At 67.5% G+C, this 3,380-nt stretch carries 1 protein-coding gene; it reads right to left on the bottom strand.

Annotation, left to right across the window (positions count from 1 at the left end):
• Nucleotides 1–209 precede the first annotated feature (209 nt).
• Nucleotides 210–3,353, bottom strand: a complete 3,144-nt coding sequence (locus FBT69_13700) for a hypothetical protein (GenBank protein MDL1905844.1) — start codon at nt 3,351–3,353, stop codon at nt 210–212.
• Between the last annotated feature and the right edge of the window lie 27 nt (nt 3,354–3,380).

The raw sequence follows: 3,380 nt of genomic DNA, 5'->3' as shown, positions 1-3,380 counted from the left end.
TCCACCATGAGGACGCCGAGGTCTTCGAGCGGGATCGTTCCGGCGAGGTTCGGCGGGTGCGCGGGCAGGCGGCGAGGCGGCTCCTCGCGGCGGAGGATGAGCAACTGGCCGTCGCGGACGGCGAGGTGGCACGGCTCACGGCTGATCTCGACGGTTCGGCGGATCACGCACGCCTCCCGCCGCCATTGGAACGGATCGGGGGGCCCCGATCAATCCTTTTCCAGTTCCGTGACGACCCCCAGCGGGCTGACACGGACCTTCACGGCGTATTCGCGGCCGGGGGGGGCGAGGGTTCCGAGGTCGCTCGGCGTGACCGCGAACTGCTCGCGCTTCGAGTTCGGAACCTTGTCGCCCTCCGCGTCCTTGCGCTCGGTCGCGGCGCGGGCGTCCCAGTGCGGGACAACGACGATGCTGCGGGGCTTGTCGAGCTTCGCGACCACAAAGTAACCGACGTCGCCGGTCTCCTTGTGCTTCATCAGGAGCATCTCGCCCTCGCAGAGGCTCATGAGGAACCGGCCGCCCTTGGCATCGTCATCCCGGCGGTCTACGAGCGGATGCTCTCGCTCGATCGCACGGATGACGGGAGCGAGTTTGCGACGCTCCGCCGTGGGCAGCTTGCGGAACTCGTCCGGCCTGGGGATGCGGGCGTCGCGGAAGGCGCGGAGACGGGCCAGCTTGCGCTGCGCGGCCTCGAAGGCCGAGACGATCTCGCCGGACAGGTCGCCCTTGTCGTTGATGCGTATCTCGACGTGATGGTTGTTCCCGCCGACGTAGGCACGTTTGGACGCGGGGTCGTCGTCGGGCAGCATCCGCCCGGTGGCGTAGTCGGGGCGCTTGCGGTCGATGATGACGGGGTCGTTCATCGTTCGGAGAAGCACGACCGAACGGATGGGGACACCGGATGCGTGCCTGATCCGTCCGGCTTCGTGGAGTTTCTTGATCTCGGTCGCGGAGAAATCGTCGGGGTCCAGACCGGCTTCCTCGATGCACTCACGAAGCCGGGCACGGAGCGCGACGTCGCGGACGATGCCGCTCTTGCCGGGCGGCGGATCAACGATTGCGGGCTTGTAGCCGGGGGACGAAACCACGGCGCGCGCCCACTTGCGCGCCGCGCGTTCATCGATGCTCTTGTCGCGTTGGCGACGGGCGGCGAGGCGTTCGATGGCCTCCCTTTCGGTCTCGGGCCGCGGCATCCGCAGATGGTTGCGGTCGAGCGCCAGCACGCTCTTCTTGGCGGTGTAGTAGCCCGTGAGGTTGCCCGCTCGGTCGAGGACCGGCCCGAAGAGGGTCTCTTCATGCAGTGCGCCGATCAGTTTTCGCTTCACGGGCCTGTGACAGATCGGGCGGACCTCACCGTCATCGCTGAAGACCGCACGCTTCACCGCGGCCCGGAATGCCTCGATCGCCTCATCGACGGGCAGGTCTGGCCGGTCGAAGGGGGAGGGCGGTCGCAGGCGGTGCAGCCGGCGGTAGTTCTCCATCTGCTCCTCGTCCGCCGTGTTGATGCCGTCCCTGTCCGCCTGCTTCTCCCGGTCCTCCCAGTCGATCTGGACCTGGCGCGTGCAGAGCGCGATCACGACCGCATCGATGGCGTGGTGGCGGTGGTCGCCGCGGTTCTTCTCCTTGCGCTCGCGTTCCTCATCGCCGCTCAGGCCGTGCGACCGTGCGTCGTGAGGGTCGAAGAACAGGCCCCACTCGCGGCGGAGGCGGCTTGTCCACATGCCGTCGGTGGCGTAGATGCGGCGCTTACCGCCTCGCTCGGGCAGGCCCTTGCCGTCGTAGAGCGCATCGGCGAGGTACGCCATGACCTGCCGCGCGGCGTACTTCGTGGCGGCCTCCTGCCGCTCGGTCATGCCCTGGACCTGCGCATCGGAGACGTCCAGTTTGAATCGCTCGATCTTCGCGCGGTCGTCGCGGCCCGTGAAGTAGCACGCCCACAACGCTTCGCCCTCCGCGGTGCGTACCTCTGAGGGCTTTGGGCGTTTGACGTCGCCGTAGATGCCCTCGACCCAGAGCATACCCTGCTCGAAACCGGGGCCTGCCGACCAGTATTGCCGTGGGGTGCGACGGCCCATCTCGCGGTTGCACTTCGTGTGCGCGAGGACGATGTTCGAGAGGCCGTTGTGACCACCGCTCGCACGGGGGATGATGTGGGCGACCTCACACTCCTCGCCGGTGGCCGCCAGCCGGGCCGTCAGCCCGCCCCGGCCGCAGAGGGGACAGACGCCGCCCTGCTGCACACAGAGAATCACGCGGTCTACGGCGGCACGCTGCTGCGTTGAGGTCTGTGATTCGAGGTCGAGCTCGTGGATGATGTTGTTGCGGATGCGGTTGCGGAGGCGGTTCCTGAAGAGGAGCCGGTCGGCGTCATTCTTGCCCATCTTCGCCTCGCGGGCGAGTTCGATGTAGACCTCGTCGGGCCTTCGGCCGAAGGTCTTCATGTACTCGATGAGGTGGCGGCGCACTTCGTGGATCGCCTTGCGGACGACCGGGTTGCTGATGAGGGGAGCGGGCGGCGGCTCGGCGAGCGGATGGCCATCCGGGCCGATGACGGGCTTGCCGTCCTTCATCAGGACGTGCTTGCCCATGTAGTAGCGGTCGCGGGCCGTCGCGCCCTTTGCGCCGGTCGCGTAGCGGCGGCGCGTGTGGTCGTCAAAGGGGCTGCCCGTCGTCACGTCGACAAATTCGCCGTCCTCCACGATGATCTTGCGCGCCTCGATCTGCGTGAGCCATCGGTAGCCCGTCGGGTTCTTCGGGTCGTCCCACGGCTCGGGGCGGTCCATGACGGCGAGGAGGTTGCGCGTCGCGCGCCGCCCCATGTTCAGCCGCTTCGCATCGGGCTTCGGGCGGGTCTTCCACGCGGCAACGAGCGCATCGGCCTGCGCCTCGCTCAGCCCGGCCCAGTCCATCACTCCCTTGCGGAGTTTCGCCGCGTCCTCCTCCTGGTCGGGGTCGAACTTGAGTATGGCTCGGTTCAGCCCCTCGCGGACCCGGTCCGTCATCGCCTCCCACGTCTCCGGCGTGACCGCGCCGTGGATGATCTCGCGGCTGAACCAGTCGGTGTTGATCGTGCGGTCTTCGTCGTTCTCAATGTTGAAACGGAACTGCGAAGACTTGGAGGCACGTCCCCAGCTCATCAGGTTTCGCAGGTCGGTCACGGTCACTGTGCGTTTCGGTTGCCCCTTGCGCTTGCCTTTCGTTTCCGTACGGAGCGGGCCGCTCAGGTACGCCCTGATCCGGTCTCGCTCCTCGGGGGTGAGCGGGCGGGGCGGCTTGTCCCGCTCAATGATCCGGAGATTGTTCACGGTCTCAACGACGAGGTACCGTGAGGCATACATGTCGGCGTGCGGCACGCAGCGTTCCTCCGGGTGGAGCACGCA

Source organism: Synechococcales cyanobacterium CNB (genome assembly GCA_030263455.1).
Taxonomy (GTDB): Bacteria; Planctomycetota; Phycisphaerae; order Phycisphaerales; family UBA1924; genus CAADGN01.
The sequence above is the reverse complement of the archived record's forward strand: the minus strand, read 5'-3'. Positions and strand labels throughout refer to the sequence as shown.